This window comes from Amycolatopsis sp. NPDC114478, from assembly GCF_055633805.1.
Genome location: NZ_JBVKDO010000018.1, coordinates 127853 through 143517 on the forward strand (window position 1 = coordinate 127853; position 15665 = coordinate 143517).

Consider the following 15665-nt stretch of genomic DNA (forward strand, 5'->3'; position numbering starts at 1 on the left):
CCGGTGCGGGAGCCGACGGAAGGAGACGCGCGATGGCCGCCGAGCCGTTCGAGGTCAGCATCACCGAAGCCGAGATCGCGGACCTGCGCGAACGGCTGCGCCGGACGCGGTGGCCCGAGCCCGAACCGGTCGACGACTGGTCACAGGGAATTCCGCTGGCCTACACCCGGGAACTCTGCCGCAGCTGGGCCGAGGACTACGACTTCGGGTTCGCCGAACGGGTCAACGCCTTCCCGCAGTACCGCGACACCATCGACGGGCTGGGCCTGCACTTCCTGCACGTCCGCTCGCCGGAGCCGGACGCGTTCCCGCTGGTGCTCACCCACGGCTGGCCGGGTTCGGTGCTCGAGTTCCTCGACGTCCTCGGCCCGCTGACCGACCCGCGCGCCCACGGCGGCGACCCCGCGGACGCCTTCCACGTGGTCGCCCCGTCGCTGCCCGGCTACGGGTGGAGCGACAAGCCGTCGACGACCGGCTGGGGCGTCACCCGCATCGCCCGCGCCTGGGACGCGCTGATGGTTTCCCTGGGCTACGAGCGGTACGGCGCGCAGGGCGGGGACTGGGGGTCGGCGGTCTCCGGCGCGCTCGGCGAGGTCGCGCCCGGGCGGGTCGCTGCCGTGCACCTGAACCTGGGGTCGGTGGCCGCGGGCGCGTTCGACGACCCGACACCGCCGGAACTGGCGAACCTCGCCGCGGAGAAGGAGTTCCAGCGCACCGGCCGCGGGTACTCGGCGATCCAGTCGACGCGGCCGCAGACGCTCGGCTACGGCCTCACCGACTCCCCCGCCGGTCAGGCCGCCTGGATCGCCGAGAAGTTCCAGGCCTGGACCGACCACGACGGCCACCACGAGGATGCGGTGTCGCGCCGGAAGATCCTCGACGAGGTTTCGGTCTACTGGTTCACCGCCTCGGCCACGTCTTCGGCGCGCCTGTACTGGGAAAGCTTCGCCCATTTCCGGGACAAGGTCACCGCACCGTCCGGGCTGTCGGTCTACCCGCGCGACATCACCCGCCCGTCGCGCCGGGAGGCCGAGCTGCGGTTCACCGACCTGCGCTGGTTCGAGCAAATGCCGCGCGGTGGTCACTTCGCCGCGCTGGAGCAGCCGGAGTCGCTGGTCGAGCAGGTTCGCGGGTTCTTCCGGCTCTTCCGCTGACGTCCCGCCTCGACGAGAAGCGGAACTCAGCGTCCGGCGACAGCCCCTCCCGCGGGGTAGTCGAGGCCGGCGGCCAGCAAGTCGAACGCCTGGCCGGTCAGCTCGGACTCCGGGGCCTGGTGGCCGGCCGCCCGCCAAGCGGCGACGGCCGTCTGGACCGCGCAAAGCGCTACCGAGACCACCAGGTGCGGCCGGGGGTCCACGGCCTGGTCGACTCCCATCCGGGTGCCGACCAGGCGCGCCACCTCGTCGAACCGGGCGGTCGCCCGCTCGATGCGCGCGGCCGTCAGCGCGGGGCTGACCGAGATCACGTTCTGCAGGCCGTGGAAGCGAGCGTCGGTTTCGTACGTGCGCATGACCTCGACCGCGGCCGTCCGCAGCGCGGTCAGCACCGGCCGGCCGGCCGGCTGCGCGGCGAACGCGTCGAGCACCGCGGTGATCTGTTCGTCGGCGAGGGCCAGCGCGACGTCCTCCTTCGAAGCGAAGTACCGGAAGAACGTCCGCGACGAGACTTCGACGGATTCGGCGATCTGGTCGATGGTCGTGGCCTCGAACCCGTGGGCGCAGAACAGCGCCTGGGCCGCGTCGATCAGCGCCTCCCGCGTCCGCTGCTTCTTCCGTTCCCGCAGGCCGAGCTTCTCCATGGCGGCCAGCGTACGGCAACCACGTCACCGAGAGACAGTTGTCAGTTGACGACAAGTGTCATGAGGTGACAGTATTTCGGGCATGCCCAAACCTCCCGCACCGACCTCTCGCTACTGGAAGCTGAACCGGCAGCTGGCCCGGCTCAACACGGTCCTGTTCCAGCGCACCGGCGGCAAGATCGGCGGGTCGTTCTTCGGTGGGGCGCCCGTACTGCTGCTCCACCACGTCGGCCGCAAGTCCGGCGAGGCCCGGATCAGCCCCCTGATCTACCTCGACGACTCGCCACGGCTGGTCGTCATCGCGTCGAAAGGCGGCGTCGACGCGCATCCGGCGTGGTTCCACAACCTGATGGCGATGGCGACCACCGAAGTGGAGCTCCCCGGCGGCGAACGCCGGCGGGTCCGTCCCCGCGTCGCCGAGGGCGCGGAGCGAGCCTCGTTGTGGGAGCGAGCGGTGGCGATCTACAAGCCGTACGCGACCTATGCCACCTACACCGAGCGGACGATTCCGGTGGTCGTACTCGAACCCGCCGGCACCACACCGGCCGAATAGGCCACGGCGTTCGGTCGTGGTGGTCAACGTGCTCGTCGTCCCCGGCCGCACACTCGACCAGCTGACCGAAACGGGCATCCGCCGCGTCAGCACCGGGTCACCGTCCGAGACGGAACCCAGCCGACCTCAGCCACCTCATACCCCGAGGCCCAGCAGCGCCTGGCCCGCTACGCCCGCCGGCACATCGATGAATCGCGCCCGGCAACAGCGTGACCCGAACGCGTGCTCACACGTCGATGTGCGAGCCCATGATCACCGTGCGGTCGCGCGGCAGGCTGAAGTACTCCGCGGCGTCCGCGGTGATGTACGACGTCGCGATGAACAGGCGCTTGCGCCAGCCCGCCATCGTCGGCTCGGGGCCGCGCTGCAGCTCGATCTTGGACAGGAAGTACGACGCCTCGGCCAGGTTCAGCCGCCCCTCGGTTTCCGCCGGGTCCAGCTGCGCCAGTGCGCCCGGGACGTCCGGCGTCTCCATGTAGCCGTAGCGGGCGGTGACGAAGATGATCCCGTCGTCCCGATGGCCCAGGTCCTCGACGGTCACCCGCTGCCCGGCCGGCACCCGGGGCACCGGCTCGGTCTCCAGCGACAGGATGACGACCTGTTCGTGCCGCACGTGGTTGTGCTCGGCGTTGGCCCGCAACGCCAGCGGCGCGGTCTGCCCGCCCCGGTTGAGGAAGACGGCCGTGCCGGGGACCTGCTGCACCGGCATCTCGCGGTCACTCAGCTCGTCGATGAACTCCCGCAGCGAGCCTTCGCGACGCTCACGTTCAGCTGTCACGATCTTCCGTCCGCGCTGCCAGGTGATCATCACGGTGAACGCGATCAGGCCGATCAGCAGCGGCAGCCAGGCCCCGTGCACCAGCTTGGTCAGGTTGGCGCCGACGAACAGCAGGTCGACGACCAGCAGCACGGTCGCGCCGGCCCCGATGAGCCAGCGCGGCGTGCCCCACTTGGCGCGGGCGACGTAGAAGAACAGCAGCGTGGTGATGGTGATCGTGCCGGTCACCGCCATCCCGAAGGCGAACGCGAGCGCGGCCGAGCTGCGGAACGCGAAGATCAGCGTCAGCACCGAGACCATCAGGAGCCAGTTGACCCACGGCACGTAGATCTGGCCCCGCTCGGTCTCCGACGTGTGCGCGATCCGCAGCCGCGGCAGGTAGCCGAGCTGGGCGGCCTGCGACGCGACCGAGAACGCCCCGGTGATCACCGCCTGGGACGCGATCACCGTCGCGGCCGTCGCCAGCAGCACCATCAGCAGGCGGCCCCAGCCGGGGACGAGCAGGAAGAACGGGCTGCTGGTGTTGGCCGGGTCCTCGAGGATCAGCGCACCCTGGCCGAAGTAGCTGAGGACGCAGGCGGGCAGCACCAGGAACAGCCAGCCCCGGGTGATCGCCTTGCGGCCGAAGTGGCCCATGTCCGCGTAGAGGGCCTCGGCGCCGGTCACCGCGAGCACGACCGCCGCCAGCGCGAAGAACGCGATGTCGAAGTGGCCGATCATGAAGCCCAGCGCGTACGTGGGTGAAAGTGCCTTGAGGATCTCCGGATGCCCGGCGATGCCGATGACCCCGAGCAGGCCGATCACCGCGAACCAGACGATCATCACCGGCCCGAAGACGCGCCCGACCGCCGCCGTGCCGCGCTTCTGGACGAGGAACAGCACCACCGCGATCACGGCGGTGATGGGCACGATCCAGTCATCGAACGACGCGTCGACGACTTTCAGGCCCTCGACGGCGGACAGCACCGACATCGCCGGCGTGATCATGCTGTCGCCGAAGAACAGCGCGGCGCCGAAGATGCCCAGCCCGGCCAGCACGGCGGCGGCGCGTTGGCCGCGCGGCCCGCTCCAGCGGCGCAGCAGGGTGATCAGCGCCATGATGCCGCCCTCGCCGTCGTTGTCGGCGCGCATGGCCAGCAGGACGTAGGTGACGGTCACGATGATCATCACCGACCAGAAGATCAGCGACACCACGCCGAACACGTTGTCCGGGCTCACCGGCACCGGGTGCGGGTCAGCCGGGTTGAACACCGTCTGCAGCGTGTAGATCGGGCTGGTGCCGATGTCCCCGAACACCACCCCGAGCGCGCCGACCACGAGACCCAGCCGGGCCACGTCGCGGGCGGACGACGGTGTTCGCTCCGCCGTGGTCGTCTGCTGGCTCACGCGTCCTCCTCCGGCCAGTCCGCCTGGCACCTCGAGGCGAAACCCTACCGATCCGCTGTGTCCGGACGACGTCGGTCGCGGCGGGTCGCGGGGCGCTTTACACGTATTGACGGTTTCTTAACGCCCGGCCGCGCACCCGGGGTCAAGACCACGTCAACGCGGCCGAGGCCGCAGTCAAGGTCCCGTCGGCGGAGCTCGCCGGGCTGATCCACCAGGTCCACCCTCGTCTCCATGAGCGATCTGTGGTGGGCGCTGCTGCTGGTGGGCGGCTTCGCGCTGGTGGCCCTCGTCCTCCACCTCGCCGGGAGGTGGCTCGAAACCCACGACGACGATCCCGCCGCCCGCCGGGTGCCGCCGCCGCGGTGAACCCACCCAGTCCGGCCGGCCCCGCGTGCTCCAGGTCGAGCAGCTACCGGGTGCCGTCGGTGACCTCGGCCGCCTCGATGCCGATCAGCTCACGCTTCGAGGCGCGGTAGTCGATTCCGCGCACCCGTCTCCGCGCCGGTGTCGCCGCGGGAGTGGTTCGAGCCGGGCCTGAGAGCCTGCCCGCAGCGGATCCTCGGCAGGACCCCGCGTCCCGCCGAGCAGACCGTGGTCGAACGCGCCGAGCTGACCCGGCTCGGAACGCAGCGACCTGCGCCCGCCGCGACTGCGAACCGCGCGAAGCCGGCGCCGAGCGCTGTCGTGGAATCGGCTCTTTGCAGCGAGCTTCCCCGGACGTATAGTCGGGCCCAGCAACACTTCGGGTACCGGAACATACGGGGGCCTAAATGTCCGCTCGCGACACCGCGACTTTCGACGAGCCGGGGCCGGACGCCACCCTCGGCGAGGTCCTCCTCGCCCTGGGCGGGCGGCTGACGCGGCTCCAGACGGAGCTGCTGGCGGGCCTCGACCAGCCGCTCACCATCCGGCAGTACCGGATCCTCTCGCGCGTCGGGGCCGGGCACACGTCGCTCACCGCGCTGTGCAAGCTCGCGCACCGCAACCCGTCGACCATGTCCGAAAGCGTCGACAAGCTGGTCAACCAGGGACTTCTGTCCCGCCGCCCGTCGGCCACGAGCCGGCGCACCATGCAGCTCGACCTGACCGCCAGAGGGGTCGACGCGCGCGACGCCGCACGGCGGGCGCTCGACAAGTTCACCGCCGAACTCACCGCGGGCCTCACCCCCGAGGTCCGCGACCAGCTCCTGCCCACGCTCTCCCAGCTCTACCACGGCGTCCGGGGCAACCTCGACGACCGGTAGCCGGCGAAGACCAAGGGGGGTCCGCAGAGCGCACAACCGCTGGTCCATGCCACAGAGAGGTGGCCCGCCATGCCCCCGTCCCCCACCGCCGCGTCCCGCGCGGTGCTCGCCCGGCTCGACGAGTCGGCGTTCACCGCGCGGCACCTCGGAATCTACGTAACCGTCCTCTTGGGACACTTCCTGTGCGGGTTCGTCATCAACCTCACCGGGGTCGTCCTGCCGGGCGTCGTCAAGACGTTCCACCTCACCAGCGAATCGGCCGGGGTGTTCTCCTCGGTCCTGTTCGCCGGCATGCTCGTCGGCGCGGCCGTCGCCGGCACCGTGTCCGACCGGTTCGGCCGGAAAGTACCGCTGGCCATCACGATCATGGTCTACGCGCTGTTCTCGCTGGCCGCCGTTTTCGCGAGCAGCTTCGGCGCGCTCCTCACCTTCCGGGCGCTGCAAGGCATCGGGCTCGGCGCGGAGATCGCCGTGGCCCTGCCCTACATCGCGGAGTTCGTGCCGTCCCGCCACCGCGGGCCGCTCGTCACCGCGGCCACGGCCGCCTGGCTGATCGGCCTGCCGACCGCCGCTGCGGTCGGGACCGCCGTGGTGCCCGTGTGGGGCTGGCGGGCGATGTTCGCGATCGCCACCGTGCCGGTGCTCGTCGGTGCCGCCATGCTGGCCACGCTGCCGGAGTCGGTGCGCTACCTGCTGCGCCGCGGCCGGCTCGCCGCCGGGACGGCGATCGTCGACACGCTCTGCCGCGGCACCGCCACGAGCGCACCCGCCGAGCACCCCGAGGCGCCCGAAACCCGCGGCACCGTGCGCACGCTCGTCGCCCGGCGCTACCTGCGCTACACGGTCGCCCTCTGGTTCATGGAGGTCTGCGCCGGGGCGTTCCTCTACGGGCTTTCCAGCTGGCTGCCCTCGATCCTCGAAAAGCAAGGTGCGGGGCTGCTCAGGAGCTTCGGCTACACGGCGATCATCACCACGGCCGGCGTGGTCGGCGCCCTCCTGGCCGGGCAGCTGATCGACCGGATCGGCCGCCGCGTGGTGCTCGGCGCCGGGTTCGTCCTCAGTGGACTGCTGTGCCTGCTCTGGGGCACCACGTCCGCGGCCGGCGCGGTGATCCTGCTCGGCTCGCTGGCGACGTTCTTCGGCAGCGGCCTCGCCGGCAGCACGCTTTTCGCCTACGCCAGTGAGCTCTACCCGACCGCGAGCCGCGCGACCGGGCTCGGCTGGGCCGCGGCGTGGCAGAAGGTCGGCGGGCTCGTCATGCCGGCGCTGGCCGGTTTCGTCCTGGCCATGCACACCTCGCAGTTCCTGTTCTTCCTGCTCTTCGGGGTCATCTCGGTCCTCGCCGGGCTCGCCGCGCTGGTGGCGACCTTCGAGACCCGCGGCCGCACCGTCGAGCAGATCACCCGGGAGATCACCGGGGCACCGGTGGCGGCCACGCGTGCGATGGCCCGCTCCTGACCCACCCACCGCACAGTGGAGGAACGATGACGATCGACCACGCCGATCAGGCGGAGCTGCGGCTGCGGCAGCGCAAGGTCCGCGACGCGATGGCCGAGCAGGACCTCGACGTCGTGCTCGCCTACGGCCCGGCCTGGCGGCGCGAGAACATCCGCTACTTCACCGACGTGACCCCGGCCGGCAGCGCCACGCTGGTCGTCTTCCCGGCCGAGGGCGACGCCGTCGCCTTCTCGACGCGGCCGTCGGACCTCACGGCGTTCACCGCGCACGGCTGGGTCGGCGAAGCCCGCCGTCTCGACCCGGAGAACCCCGCGGACTTGGGCGTGGTCCTGGAGGAGCTGGCGCCGCGGCGCATCGGGATCGCGCTCCACGAGCTCGTGCCACTCGTGCTCATGGAGACGATCCGCGCCGCGGCGCCGGGCGCCGAAGTCGTCTCGGCGACGAAGCTGCTCGACACCGCGCGGCTCGTGAAGAGCGAGTGGGAGCTGACCCGGATGCGGCGCAGCGCCGTGGTGTGCGCCGCGGGCTGGGAAGCGTTCGTCGACGTGCTCGAGCCCGGGCTGCCGGAGTACCGGATCGTCGCCGAGGTCGAGGCCCGGCTGAAGAACCTCGGTGCCGAGGACAACTTCATGCTCATCGCGTCGGGCCGCGACGAGGTCCGCGGCATGACCCCGCCCGGCGACCGGCGGCTCGAACCCGGCGACCTGGTGCGCACCGAGCTGACGCCCAAAATGGACGGCTACTGGCTGCAGATCTGCCGCTCCGCCGTGGTCGGCACGGCCGATGACGGGCAGCGCGAGTCGTTCGACCTCTTCAACGAAGCCGTCGAAGCGGGCATTTCCGTGGTGCGGCCGGGCATCACCGCCCACGAAGTCGCCGTGGCGCAGAACAACGTGTTCCGCAAGCACGGCTACGGCGAGTACTGCACGAGCGAGTACACCCGCGTGCGCGGGCACGGCCACGGCCTGCACCTCGACGAGACGCCGATCATCGAGGGCAACCACACGGTGCTGCCCGAGAACTCCGTGTTCATCATCCACCCCAACACCTACACGCCGCTGGCCGGCTACCACGTGCTCGGCGACCCGGTGCGCGTGACCGCCGACGGCTGCGAAGTGCTGATCACGACCGAACGCAAGCTGTTCGAGACAGGAGCCATGGCGTGAAACGAGGGTTGCACGTACTCGATCCCGCGGAGGTCCCCGACCGGGAGTGGCACGACCGCGTGGCCGCGCTGCAGCGGGCCATGGCCGCCGAGGGCGTCGACGTCGCCCTCGTCTACGCCGACGTGTCCCGCTCGGACGACCTCGCCTACCTGACCAACCTGTGCCTCTACTGGAACGAGGGCGTGCTCGCGATTCCCGCCGAGGGGCCCGTCACGTTCCTGACGAAGCTTTCGCTGCGCGTGCAGAACTGGATGCGGCGATCGTCGACGGTCACGGAGTTCGGCAGCGGCAAGAACTTCGCCGACCTCGTCGCGAAGTACGTACAGGGCCGAGAAAACGGCACGGTCGGTCTGGTCGATGCCGCCCTGTGGCCCGCCGAGGTGGCCGGTGAGATCGTCGACGCCGTACCCGGCTGGGAGGTCCGCCGCCTCGGCGGGCTGGTGCGCGAGCAGCGGCTGGTGCCGTCGGCGGCCGAGACCGAGCTGCTGCGCGCGGCCGGCCGGATCCTGGACGACGCAGCGGCGAAGGCGACGGTCGCGGGCAGCACCGCGAGCAGCCGCGTCGAGATCGTCGAACGCGCCCTGCGTGGCGGCGGTTTCCTCGACTTGTACCCGCTCTCGCTGTCCACTTCGGATGGTGTGACGTCCTTCGCCGTCACCGGTCAGTACCGGATGAACTGGGTGTACGCCAGCCGGGTGCTCGACGACGGCGGCTGGCCTGACGCCCTGAAGGAGGCGCTCGCGAAGGCGATCGCCGCGGCCCGGTCCGGCACCACCGTCGGCGCCCTCGCCGAGGCCGCCGCCCCCGCGCTGGCAAAGCTGCCCGAAGGCGCGAAAACCGAGGTCCGCTGGGTCAACCAGGCGGACCTGTCCACCGCGGGCGAATTCCGCGCCCAGGAACCCGGAACCGTGCTGGCCGACGGCGAGGCGGGCGCGGTGTCCGTGGAGGTCGCGTTCGCCGACGGCGGCAGCGCGGCCGTGGCCGAAACCGTTCGCGTCACCGACGGCGAACCCGAACACCTGACAGGAGCACGACGGTGAGGATCCTTTCCAACGGCGACATCGAGCAGGTGCTCACCGCCGGCGAAACGCTCGACGCGCTGGAAACCGCCTACCGGGAGCTGTCGTCCGGCCAGGGCGCCAACCGGCCGCGCAACCACACGTACTTCCCGGTCGAGGACCGCCGCCACCCCGGCTTCCGCTTCCGGTTCAAGTCCCAGGAAGGCGGCAACGTCTCCAGCGGCGTGTGGGCGCTGCGGATCACGTCCGACATCGCCGGCGTCGAGACGCTGCCGAGCGGCGTGCAGCGGCGGCGGCTCATCCCGGCCGCGCCCGGCGGCCGGTACGTCGGGCTCGTCACGCTCTACAGCCTGACCACCCTGGAACCGCTGGCCATCATGCACGACAGCTTCATCCAGAAGATGCGCGTCGGCGCCACCTCGGCGCTCGGCATCCGCGAGCTGGCGAACCCGGACGCGACCGTCGCCGGGATGTTCGGCTCCGGCTGGCAAGCGGAGGCCCACCTCGAGTGCCTGCTCATGGTGCGGCCGGGCATCGAAGAAGTGCGCGTCTACAGCCCGACGGCCGGGCACCGCGAGGAGTTCGCGCGCGTGTGGAGCGAAAAGACCGGCCGCAAGATCGTGGCCGTCGACGAACGGCGTGACGCCGTGGCGGGCTGCCACATCGTCACCTGCGCCACCGCGGCCATGGAGCCGTGCTTCGACGGCGCGTGGCTCGACCCCGGCACGCACGTCACGGCGATCACCTCGCCGGACGGCACGGCCACCCGCCGCGAGCTCGACGACACGACGTTCGACCGCGCGGCGCGCATCACCGTGCTCTCGCGCGAGCAGGTGCACCACGACAAGCAGTACGACATCCTCGGGCCCGTCGAGCGCGGCCTCATGCAGTGGGACGACATCCGCGAGCTGGGTGACCTGCTGCTGGGCGACGCGCCCCGCCGCACGAGCCCCGACGACATCACCGTGTTCGCCAACAACACCGGCATGGGCATCCAGTTCGCCGCGGTCTGCGCGCGGGCGCTCGCGCTGGCCGAGCAGCGCAACCTGGGCAACACCGTGCCGACCGACTGGTTCCTGGAGGAGACCAGCCCCTGACCGGGCGCGCGGCCACCACCGGACCTTCGAGCGGAGACGCAAACCATGGGCAGTGCACATCGGGTCGGGGGCAAGGTCATCACCTTCGGCGAAAACGTGAACACCGACGTCATCATCCCCGGCCGCTACCTCGTCAGCATCGACCCGGCGGAACTCGCCGAGCACGCTTTCGAGCCGCTGGGGTCGGAAACCCAACAACGGCTGCGGGCCAGCGACGTCATCGTCGCCGGGCGCAACTTCGGCTGCGGCAGCGCGCGGGAGCAGGCGGCCACGTGCCTGATCGGCGCGGGGATCAAGGCGGTCGTCGCCGCCTCCTTCTCCCGCGTGTTCTTCCGCAACGCGATCAACACCGGGCTCGTCGCGGTCGAATCGCCCGCCGCGGCGGAAGCGGCCACCGACGGCGCCGAGCTGTGGGTCGACTACGACGCGGGCACGGTCGAAACGGGCGGGCAGACTTTCCCGTTCAGCCCGTACCCGCCGGTGCTGCGGGAGATCATGGCCGACGGCGGCCTGATCCCGCACCTGATGGCGAGCTTCGCCGCGGGAGGAACGAAATGACCGGCAAGACCTTTGCGCAGAAGGCGATCGAGCGCGCGTCCGGGGTCGCTGACCTCGCGCCCGGGCGGATCGTCGACGCGTACCCGGACCTGTACATGAGCCACACCGCGAGCTGGCGGTGCATCCGGACGCTGGAGAAGATGGGCGTCGAGCAGCTCTTCGACGTCGACCGCGTGGCGATGGTGATGGACCACCTCTCCCCCGCCATGAACGCGAAGACGGCCGCCGACCACGCGCTGTGCCGCGAATTCGCGACGAAGATGGGAGTGAAGAACTTCTTCGACGTCAACAGCGGGATCGCGCACATCGTGCTCATGGAGCACGGGCTCGTGCGACCCGGGCAGTTCATCATCGGCACCGACTCGCACTCCACGATCTACGGCGCGCTGGGCGCCTTCGGCACCGGTGTCGGGTTCAGCGAGATCACCGCCGCGTGGGTCACCGGCAAGCTGTGGGTCAAGGTACCCGAATCGGTCCGCGTGGTCATCGACGGCGATCTCGCCCCCGGCGTGTACGCCAAGGACGTCATGCTCAAGCTCATCGGCGACCTCGGCGCCGACGGGCTGACCTACGAGTCGGCCGAGTTCTCCGGCTCCTACGTCGAAGGCATGTCCGTGTCGGAACGCATGACGTTCTGCAACCTGGCCATGGAGATGGGCGCCAAGAACGCCTACGTGGCCCCGGACGCCACCACGCTCGCCTACCTCGACGAGGCCGGGGTGCCGCGCGACGAGCTGGACATCCTGCTGCCGGACGAAGGCGCGACCTACCGGGCCACCGTGCGCCTCGACGGGCCGGTGCTGGCACCGCAGATCGCCGTGCCGCACACCGTCGACAACGTCGTCGGCGTCGGCGAGGTCGCCGGGACCAAGCTCGACCAGGTGTTCATCGGCTCGTGCGCCAACGCCAAGTACGACGACCTCGTGATCGCGGCCGACGTGCTCGCCGGCCACCGCGTCGCGCCGGGCCTGCGGCTCATCGTGACCCCCGCGTCGGCGAAGATCATGGCGAAGGCGGCGGAGAACGGCGTGCTGACGAAGCTCATCGACGCCGGCGCGATGATCACGAACCCGGGCTGCGGCGCGTGCGCGGGCAACGGTGGCGCGATGGCCGACGGCGAGACCACGCTGTCGACGGCCAACCGCAACTTCCAGGGCCGCATGGGCAGCTACGACTCGAAGATCTTCCTGTCGAGCCCGGCGACGGCCGCGGCCTCGGCGATCCGCGGGGTCATCACCGACCCGCGTGAGATCGTGGCGGCGGCGGTGGTCGCGTGAACCTCGTCGAGAAGATCCTCGCCCGCGCGAGCGGCCGCGATTCGGTGGAGCCCGGCGAAATCGTCGTCGCGAAGGTCGACCGGCTGATCATGCACGACCTCTCCGGGTACCTGACGTCGCAGGTGTACGAGAAGCGCGTCAACGCGCCCATCCCCGATCCCGAACGGGCCGTGCTGGTGTTCGACCACCACTTCGCCCCGCCGACCGAGCAGCAGGCCGAGGTGCTGCGGCACAACCGGGAGTGGGCGCGCAAGCACGGCCTCACGCTGTACGACTGCGGCAACGGCAACCTGCACCACGCGGTCGTCCGGAAAGGACACATCAAGCCGGGCATGATCGTGGTCGGTTCCGACAGCCACACGCCCGTGCACGGGACGCTGGGGGCGCTGGCCGTGGCGCTGGGCAACGACTCGCACGCCGGAACCGTGCTGCCGTACGGGACCGCCTGGTTCAAGGTGCCCGAGACGACCCGGGTCCACCTCGAAGGCACGCCGACGCCGGGCGTGACACCGCGAGATGTCGCGCTGTGGCTCGTCGGCCGCATCGGCGAGGGCGAGCTGAACTACCGGGCCGTCGAGTTCGGCGGCCCGTACGTGCGTGGACTGTCCTTTTGGGACAGGTGGCTCTTTCCGTTGCTGTGCGTGGACCTCGGCGCGAAGTGCAGCTTCGTCGAACCCGACGAGGTGACCGAGGCGTTCGTGCGGACGCTGCCGGGCGACGGGCCGGACCTGCTGGTACGCGGCGACGGCGAAGAGGCGGCGCACGTGCTGCGCTTCGACGTCGGCGAGGTGGACCCGCAGGTCGCGTGCCCGCCGACCGTCGGCAACGTCAAGCCGGTCACCGAGGTGGCGGGCACGCCGATCCAGTACGCCGAGCTCGGCGGCCACGGCGGCGGCCGCCTCGAGGACTTCCGCGCGGCGGCCGCGGTGCTGGCCGGGCACCGGGTCCACCCGGACGTGCGGTTCCACCTCGTGCCGTCCAGCCGCGAGGTGTTCGCCGAGGCGGCGCGGGAGGGGCTGGTGCTCGCGCTGCACGAGGCGGGTGCGACGTGGTTCCCGCCGAGCACGGGCTCGAACCAGGCGTACAACATGGGCGCGCTGGCCGCGGACGAGGCGATGATCTCCACGCACGCCCGCAACTTCCCCGGCCGCAACGGGAGTCCCGACGCGTCGATGTACCTGGCGTCGTCGGAGACCGTCGCCGCGTCGGCCGTGGCGGGCGTCATCGCAGGGAGGACCGCGTGAAGTTCGAAGGCCGCTGCTGGCGGTTCGGGGACAACATCCCGACCGACCGGCTCGTGAAGACGCAGTACGTGTTCGAACCGATGGACGTGCTGGTGCGGCACGTGCTGGAGGACCTCAACCCGGAGTTCCCGAAGCAGGTGCGCCCCGGCGACATCGTGGTCGCGGGCAAGCACTTCGGCCAGTCGTCGGGCCGCGCGATCGCCACGAAGGCACTGCAGGCGACCGGGATCGGCTGCGTCGTGGCGGAGACGTTCGCGCGGACGTTCTACCGCAACTGCTTCGAGATCGGGTTGCCGGCCCTGGAGATCGGCCGCAACCCCGACCTCGCGGTGGACGGCGACCGGGTGCGGGTGGACCTCACCCGCGGCGAGTTCACGAACTTGACGACGGGGACGACGGTGCGCGGCGCGGCCGCCGACCCGTTCCTGGTCGAGATGCTCGACGCCGGAGGGTTGATCGCCTTCGCCAAGAACCGGCCGGAGGTGTTCCGGTAGGACGGCCTCCCCGGTCAGCCCGTCGTCAGCCGCAGCGTGGCGATCCCGCGCATGTCGAGGGTGGCGCCGGTGGGGACTTCGGTGTAGCGCAGCAGCACCTGGTCGCAGCCGGGGCACCGCGCGATGTACCCCATCGGGGCGCCGTACACCGCCGCCGCGGCGAGGCGATCGGACCGGCCGCAGCCCGCGCACACCGCCGTCGCGCTCGTGACGTCGGCGGTGAACACGCTGCTCAGGGGCCCGGCCAGGACGTTCCCGTTGATGTGTGCGTCCGTCATTTCACCCTCCGCTCGCTCCGAACCGCTCCGCGCGCACGCGGCCGGGATCGTGCCCGGCGTCGACCAGCAGACCGGTGACGGTCTCGACGAACGGCGTCGGCCCGCACACGTAGCACGTCGGCTCCTCGGCCGCGGGCAGCCCGTACGCCGTCAGGTCGGCCGCGTCGATCCGGTGCGGCGCGCGCTCGACGCCATCGGGTGCCTCCCGCGTGTACAGCACGACCCGCCCCGGACCGCTCAGTTCGCCGGCGAAGTACACGTCGGCCGGGGTCCGGGCCGAGTAGAGCAGCCGGAACGGCGGGTCGGCCGCCGAGCGGGCGCGCACCATTGCCATCAGCGGGGCGACGCCCGAGCCGCCGCCGATCAGCACCACCGGCTCCGGCTGCTCCGGCCGCCACACGAACCAGCCGCCGAGCGGGCCGAGCACCTCGACGACGTCGCCGACCTCGATGTCGCGCACGAGGTAGGGCGAGACCTCCCCGCCGGGCACCAGCTGCACGGTCACCTCGACGAACTCGCCGTCGGCGGGCGCGGACAGCGAGTAGCTGCGCTGCGCGGTGTAGCCGTCGTCGGCGGTGAGCCGGAGGTCGACGTGCTGCCCGGCGAGGTGTCCAGGCCAGCCCGGCACGGCGAACCGGAGGGTGCGCGCGGTGGCCGTCTCGTCGCGGGTCTCGACGAGCCGGGCGGTCCGGCGGCGGTGGTCTAGTCGCCGTCGTAGCGTTGTTCCCGCCACGGGTCTCCGTAGTTGTGGTAGCCGAGCTCTTCCCAGAACCCGGGCTCGTCGTCGGGCAGCATCTGCAGGCCTCTGACCCACTTGGCGGACTTCCAGAAGTACAGGTGCGGCACGAGCAGCCGCGCGGGGCCGCCGTGCACCGGTTCGAGGGGCTCACCGTCGAACTCGTAGACGATCCACGCCTTGCCGTCGAGCAGGTCCTCCAGCGGGAGGTTCGTGGTGTAGCCACCGGAACTGTGGACCATCGCGTAGTCGGCGGCGGTCTCGACGTCGGCCAGCAGCACGTCGAGCGACACGCCGCGCCAGGTGGTGGCGAGCTTCGACCAGCGGGTCACGCAGTGGATGTCGACGGTCGGTTCCTCGGCGGGCAGCGCCATCAGGTCCGCCCAGCTCCACGACGTCCGCTCGCCGGCTTCCGTGGTGACGGTGAACGACCAGTCGCCGGCCGTCACCGGCGGGGTCGGCCCCGCCGAGAGGACGGGGAAGTCGTCGGTGAGGTACTGCCCCGGCGGGAGCCCGGCGTCGCGCTCGCGCCGCCCTTGGAACCCCCGGCTGAACACGGCCAAGGCACTCCCCTCTCGT

At 71.1% G+C, this 15665-nt stretch carries 17 protein-coding genes; 12 read left to right on the plus strand and 5 right to left on the minus strand.

Annotated elements, in window-relative coordinates; all coding sequences use genetic code 11:
- Positions 1 to 32 precede the first annotated feature (32 nt).
- On the plus strand, positions 33 to 1154 hold the full coding sequence (locus ACZ7OH_RS38185; RefSeq protein WP_470285335.1) for an epoxide hydrolase family protein: 1122 nt from the start codon (positions 33 to 35) through the stop codon (positions 1152 to 1154).
- A 26-nt stretch (positions 1155 to 1180) separates the two neighbouring features.
- On the opposite strand, the gene ACZ7OH_RS38190 is transcribed toward ACZ7OH_RS38185, so the two are convergent.
- On the minus strand, positions 1181 to 1798 hold the full coding sequence (locus ACZ7OH_RS38190) for a TetR family transcriptional regulator (RefSeq protein WP_470285336.1): 618 nt from the start codon (positions 1796 to 1798) through the stop codon (positions 1181 to 1183).
- An 82-nt stretch (positions 1799 to 1880) separates the two neighbouring features.
- On the opposite strand from ACZ7OH_RS38190, the gene ACZ7OH_RS38195 reads away from it, so the two are divergent.
- Complete coding sequence (locus tag ACZ7OH_RS38195) at positions 1881 to 2351, plus strand: nitroreductase/quinone reductase family protein (RefSeq protein ID WP_470285337.1); 471 nt, start codon at positions 1881 to 1883, stop codon at positions 2349 to 2351.
- 226 nt (positions 2352 to 2577) lie between these two features.
- On the opposite strand, the gene ACZ7OH_RS38200 is transcribed toward ACZ7OH_RS38195, so the two are convergent.
- Positions 2578 to 4515 (minus strand): potassium transporter Kup, encoded by a 1938-nt coding sequence (locus tag ACZ7OH_RS38200; RefSeq protein WP_470285338.1) that lies wholly within the window; start codon positions 4513 to 4515, stop codon positions 2578 to 2580.
- A gap of 231 nt (positions 4516 to 4746) precedes the next feature.
- On the opposite strand from ACZ7OH_RS38200, the gene ACZ7OH_RS38205 reads away from it, so the two are divergent.
- The 10 genes from ACZ7OH_RS38205 (at position 4747) to ACZ7OH_RS38250 (ending at position 14072) form a co-directional block, all read left to right on the plus strand.
- Positions 4747 to 4881 (plus strand): hypothetical protein, encoded by a 135-nt coding sequence (locus ACZ7OH_RS38205; RefSeq protein ID WP_470285339.1) that lies wholly within the window; start codon positions 4747 to 4749, stop codon positions 4879 to 4881.
- Between the two features lie 404 nt (positions 4882 to 5285).
- Complete coding sequence (locus ACZ7OH_RS38210; RefSeq protein WP_470285340.1) at positions 5286 to 5759, plus strand: MarR family winged helix-turn-helix transcriptional regulator; 474 nt, start codon at positions 5286 to 5288, stop codon at positions 5757 to 5759.
- A 69-nt stretch (positions 5760 to 5828) separates the two neighbouring features.
- Positions 5829 to 7217: an MFS transporter gene (locus ACZ7OH_RS38215; RefSeq protein WP_470285341.1), complete on the plus strand. Its 1389-nt coding sequence runs from the start codon at positions 5829 to 5831 to the stop codon at positions 7215 to 7217.
- Between the two features lie 26 nt (positions 7218 to 7243).
- The gene (locus ACZ7OH_RS38220; RefSeq protein WP_470285342.1) at positions 7244 to 8383 is read left to right on the plus strand and encodes a M24 family metallopeptidase; all 1140 of its coding nucleotides are present in this window, start codon (positions 7244 to 7246) and stop codon (positions 8381 to 8383) included.
- Positions 8380 to 9423 carry an aminopeptidase P family N-terminal domain-containing protein gene (locus tag ACZ7OH_RS38225; RefSeq protein ID WP_470285343.1) on the plus strand — a complete coding sequence of 348 codons (1044 nt, stop codon included), beginning with the start codon at positions 8380 to 8382 and terminating at the stop codon, positions 9421 to 9423. The genes ACZ7OH_RS38220 and ACZ7OH_RS38225 overlap by 4 nt, the downstream gene beginning before the upstream one ends.
- Positions 9420 to 10499, plus strand: coding sequence for an ornithine cyclodeaminase family protein (locus ACZ7OH_RS38230; protein WP_470285344.1), 1080 nt, complete (start codon positions 9420 to 9422; stop codon positions 10497 to 10499). Before ACZ7OH_RS38225 ends, ACZ7OH_RS38230 begins: the two co-directional genes overlap by 4 nt.
- Positions 10500 to 10544: 45 nt before the next feature.
- Positions 10545 to 11057 carry a LeuD/DmdB family oxidoreductase small subunit gene (locus ACZ7OH_RS38235; RefSeq protein ID WP_470285345.1) on the plus strand — a complete coding sequence of 171 codons (513 nt, stop codon included), beginning with the start codon at positions 10545 to 10547 and terminating at the stop codon, positions 11055 to 11057.
- Positions 11054 to 12334 carry an aconitase/3-isopropylmalate dehydratase large subunit family protein gene (locus ACZ7OH_RS38240; protein ID WP_470285346.1) on the plus strand — a complete coding sequence of 427 codons (1281 nt, stop codon included), beginning with the start codon at positions 11054 to 11056 and terminating at the stop codon, positions 12332 to 12334. The genes ACZ7OH_RS38235 and ACZ7OH_RS38240 overlap by 4 nt, the downstream gene beginning before the upstream one ends.
- Positions 12331 to 13578, plus strand: coding sequence for a 3-isopropylmalate dehydratase large subunit (locus ACZ7OH_RS38245; protein WP_470285347.1), 1248 nt, complete (start codon positions 12331 to 12333; stop codon positions 13576 to 13578). Before ACZ7OH_RS38240 ends, ACZ7OH_RS38245 begins: the two co-directional genes overlap by 4 nt.
- A complete protein-coding gene (locus ACZ7OH_RS38250; RefSeq protein ID WP_470285348.1) occupies positions 13575 to 14072 on the plus strand; it encodes a LeuD/DmdB family oxidoreductase small subunit in 498 nt (165 codons plus the stop codon). Before ACZ7OH_RS38245 ends, ACZ7OH_RS38250 begins: the two co-directional genes overlap by 4 nt.
- Positions 14073 to 14086: 14 nt before the next feature.
- Here ACZ7OH_RS38250 and ACZ7OH_RS38255 read toward each other — a convergent pair whose 3' ends face one another.
- Genes ACZ7OH_RS38255 through ACZ7OH_RS38265 form a run of 3 tightly spaced genes read right to left on the minus strand, consistent with a single transcriptional unit; the run spans position 14087 to position 15649 of the window.
- The gene (locus ACZ7OH_RS38255; RefSeq protein WP_470285349.1) at positions 14087 to 14350 is read right to left on the minus strand and encodes a DUF6510 family protein; all 264 of its coding nucleotides are present in this window, start codon (positions 14348 to 14350) and stop codon (positions 14087 to 14089) included.
- A gap of 1 nt (position 14351) precedes the next feature.
- Positions 14352 to 15083, minus strand: coding sequence for a ferredoxin reductase (locus tag ACZ7OH_RS38260; protein WP_470285350.1), 732 nt, complete (start codon positions 15081 to 15083; stop codon positions 14352 to 14354).
- The gene (locus tag ACZ7OH_RS38265) at positions 15053 to 15649 is read right to left on the minus strand and encodes a sulfite oxidase-like oxidoreductase (protein WP_470285351.1); all 597 of its coding nucleotides are present in this window, start codon (positions 15647 to 15649) and stop codon (positions 15053 to 15055) included. Before ACZ7OH_RS38265 ends, ACZ7OH_RS38260 begins: the two co-directional genes overlap by 31 nt.
- Between the last annotated feature and the right edge of the window lie 16 nt (positions 15650 to 15665).

Coding starts and splice junctions, on each gene's coding strand:
- ACZ7OH_RS38185 (WP_470285335.1), top strand. CDS start 33: ATGGCCGCCGAGCCGTTCGAGGTCAGCATCACCGAAGCCGAGATCGCG.
- ACZ7OH_RS38190 (WP_470285336.1), bottom strand. CDS start 1,798: ATGGAGAAGCTCGGCCTGCGGGAACGGAAGAAGCAGCGGACGCGGGAG.
- ACZ7OH_RS38195 (WP_470285337.1), top strand. CDS start 1,881: ATGCCCAAACCTCCCGCACCGACCTCTCGCTACTGGAAGCTGAACCGG.
- ACZ7OH_RS38205 (WP_470285339.1), top strand. CDS start 4,747: ATGAGCGATCTGTGGTGGGCGCTGCTGCTGGTGGGCGGCTTCGCGCTG.
- ACZ7OH_RS38210 (WP_470285340.1), top strand. CDS start 5,286: ATGTCCGCTCGCGACACCGCGACTTTCGACGAGCCGGGGCCGGACGCC.
- ACZ7OH_RS38215 (WP_470285341.1), top strand. CDS start 5,829: ATGCCCCCGTCCCCCACCGCCGCGTCCCGCGCGGTGCTCGCCCGGCTC.
- ACZ7OH_RS38220 (WP_470285342.1), top strand. CDS start 7,244: ATGACGATCGACCACGCCGATCAGGCGGAGCTGCGGCTGCGGCAGCGC.
- ACZ7OH_RS38235 (WP_470285345.1), top strand. CDS start 10,545: ATGGGCAGTGCACATCGGGTCGGGGGCAAGGTCATCACCTTCGGCGAA.
- ACZ7OH_RS38240 (WP_470285346.1), top strand. CDS start 11,054: ATGACCGGCAAGACCTTTGCGCAGAAGGCGATCGAGCGCGCGTCCGGG.
- ACZ7OH_RS38255 (WP_470285349.1), bottom strand. CDS start 14,350: ATGACGGACGCACACATCAACGGGAACGTCCTGGCCGGGCCCCTGAGC.